The organism is Hansschlegelia beijingensis (genome assembly GCF_045505405.1).
Classification (GTDB): Bacteria; Pseudomonadota; Alphaproteobacteria; order Rhizobiales; family Methylopilaceae; genus Methylopila; species Methylopila beijingensis_A.
This window is the reverse complement of record NZ_JBJKEX010000450.1, coordinates 1-2153: the sequence shown is the minus strand read 5'-3', so window position 1 is coordinate 2153 and position 2153 is coordinate 1. Positions and strand designations below refer to the sequence as shown.

At 71.6% G+C, this 2153-nt stretch carries 2 protein-coding genes; both read right to left on the bottom strand.

Annotation, left to right across the window (positions count from 1 at the left end):
• Positions 1 to 463 (bottom strand): tRNA (adenosine(37)-N6)-threonylcarbamoyltransferase complex ATPase subunit type 1 TsaE (tsaE, locus tag ACIKT0_RS17430; RefSeq protein WP_407106614.1); only part of this gene is annotated, 463 nt, incomplete at its 3' end.
• The coding region (locus ACIKT0_RS17425) for a sensor histidine kinase (protein WP_407106613.1) at positions 460 to 2153 on the bottom strand (1694 nt) is incomplete at its 5' end. The genes tsaE and ACIKT0_RS17425, both read right to left, overlap by 4 nt.

Sequence of the window (2153 nt, the reverse complement as noted above, 5' to 3'; positions counted from 1 at the left end):
GAGCTGCCGCCGGACCGGCTCGACCTCGAGCTGGACCTCGGCCCCGATCCGGCGGCAGCTCGGCGCCGAGCCGGTCCGGCCATTCGACCAGCACGATCGCGTCCTCCCCGGCCTCCTCCCAGCCGAGCTCGTCGAGCTCCTCGGGGCCGGACAGCCGGTAGAGATCGGCGTGGACGATCACGCCGCGCGGCAGGTCGTAGGTCTGAAGCAGGGTGAAGGTCGGGCTCGGGGCCTCGAGCTCCGGGTCGCCCGCCCGGGCCCGCACGAGCGCCCGCGCGAAGGTGGTCTTGCCGGCCCCGAGCTCGCCCGAGAGCGTCATCAGGTCGCCGGGCTTCAGCGCGCGGGCGACGACCGCGGCGAGCGCCGCCGTTGCGGCCTCGTCCGGAAGGGTCACCTCCCAGCGCGCCTCGTTCATGGTTTCCGGCTGCAGCGTCGTCCTTGTGCGCGCGGCGGGACCTCTCATTCGGCAGCCTCGGAGTTGATGGCGCGGAGCGGGAAGCGGCAGGTCACCACCGTGCCCTCTCCGATCCTGGAGTCCAGCGCGACCGAGCCGCCATGCAGCTCGACGAAGGAGCGGACGATCGACAGGCCGAGCCCGACGCCGCGATGCGCCGCCCCTGCGGTGCGGCTTTCGAACCGGTCGAACACCTTGTCGGCGAGCTCCGGCGAGATGCCGCTGCCCTTGTCCGCGACCCTGAAGATCATGGCGTCCTGCGTACGCTCCGCGCTCACACTGACGGCATGGCCGGGCTTTGAGAAGCCAATAGCGTTCGCCAGCAGGTTGAACAGGATCTGGCGCACCCGCTTGCCGTCGGCCACGAAGGTCCCGACGCTCGGCGGCGCGTCGATCTCGAGCCCGAGCCCGGCTTCCGCCAGGCGGTCTCGCACGCCCTCCACGGCGCCGTCGATCGCGTCGCGCGCGTTCACCGGGCCGAGCTCGAGCTCCATCGCGCCGGCGTCGATCGTGGTGAGGTCGAGAATGTCGTTGATGATGGCGAGCAGCGCCGAGGACGACGACAGGATGTGGTCGACATATTCGCGCTGCTTGGGGCTGAGCGCGCCGAGCCGCGGGTCTCCGAGCAACTGGCCGAAGCCGATGATGTTGGTGAGCGGCGACCGCAGCTCGTAGGAGACGTGGCTGGTGAAGTCGGCTTTCAGGCGGGCGGCGGCCTCGACCGCCTCGGCGCGATCGCGCAATGCGCGCTCGACGTTCACCCGCGCCGTGACGTCCGTGAACGTCGCGAGCGTTCCGCCGTCCGGCAGCGGCAGCGTCACGACGTCGATCACCGCGCCCTCCGCACGGTCGATGCGCGCCGTCAGCGGCTGGCGCTCGTCCGGCATCGCGGTCATGGCCATCTTGAGCCGGCGCCAGAGCTCGGCGTCGGCGTGGCGCGCGCCGCAGGCGGTCAGGATCTGGTCGGCGTGCGGGCGCTCGGCGAGTTCTTCCTCGGAGAGGTCCCAGAGCGCCTGGAAGGCCGGGTTGTGCAGGCGCAGCCGGCCGTCCGAGCCGAACACCGCGACCGCCTCCTGCAGATGGTCGATGGTTTCGCGCTGCACCTTGGAGAGCGCGTTGAACCGGCTCTCGAGCGCCAGCCGCTCGGTGACGTCGTCGAACAGATAGGTGACGCCGCCGCGCGGATTGGGGGCCGCCACCACGCGCAAGGTGCGGCCGTCCGGAAGATGCCACCAGTGCTCGCGCGCCTCGATCGCCCGGTAGGCCTCGTGCAACTGGGCCTTCCAGGTGCGGAAGTCCGCCTGCTCGGGCAGCTTCCGGTCCGCCCGCAGGCGGTCGAGGATCACGGCGTCGCTGGGCGAGGTCTCCAGGAAGGCCGGGTCCAGCGACCACAGCTGGCGATAGGCCTGGTTGTGGAACACCAGCGCGCCGTCGGACCCGAAGATGGCGACCGCGGTGGTGAGCTCGTCGAGCGTGCGGCGATGGGCGTCCATCTGGCGCGACAGGTCGGCCCGCACGTCCTCGAGTTCGGAGACATCGGTCGCGATCGCGGCGGAGCCGAACGTCGCCGGGGCCTCCACCACGTCGAAGATGCGCCTGGCGCCGGCGAACACCGCAGGAGCGCGCTTGCGGAACACCTGGCCGGCGTCGTTCGCGCGCCGCGCCGCCGCCCGCTCGTTCTGATCGAGGAACTCGGCCC